We start from the raw sequence: 564 nt of genomic DNA on the forward strand, positions 1-564 counted from the left end.
TAACGCCTCGTTAAGAGGCAAAAAAATTGTTGGCTAAAATTAGCGACGAAGGAGCAAAAGCCAACTGTTTTTTGTCCTTTTAAACGACTTGTTATGTGCAATTTAATCTACGGTCTAATTCTGCCTTAAACAAATTAAAACCTATTGAATTCAAAGAAATAATAAATAATACTTTATCAGATTTATCCAGTAGCATTAAACCATTTAAATCAATTTTCTCCTTGAACCGAACCAATTCACTCCACTTAATTAAACGGGAACCATGTTTTTGTTTAATAGTAATCCCGTTATCGTCATAGTTTATAACTGCGTTTATTGTTTTAGTGATCAGAAAGCCAAAGTAAATTAGTCGAATACAATAAAACCAGCTCAATAATATTAAAGCTAATAAGCCAAAACTAACCGATAAGTTAAGATTTATTCCTTCGGCATAGTTTATGGCAAAATATGAAACGGCAAAAGGACATAGAACCACAAGGAGTATCATTAGGAAGAGTACAATATAGAAGAATACTTTCTCTAATACGTGGTGATATAGCATGACACTCCTTTGCACATAACGCC

At 32.4% G+C, this 564-nt stretch carries 1 protein-coding gene; it reads right to left on the bottom strand.

The genetic code is table 11. From position 1 onward, the window contains the following. Positions 1-91 precede the first annotated feature (91 nt). On the bottom strand, positions 92-564 hold a 473-nt coding region (locus D1094_RS18775), incomplete at its 5' end, for a hypothetical protein (RefSeq protein ID WP_220452582.1).

It is taken from the genome of Colwellia sp. RSH04, from assembly GCF_003545765.1.
In the GTDB taxonomy this organism is placed as follows: domain Bacteria; phylum Pseudomonadota; class Gammaproteobacteria; order Enterobacterales; family Alteromonadaceae; genus Colwellia.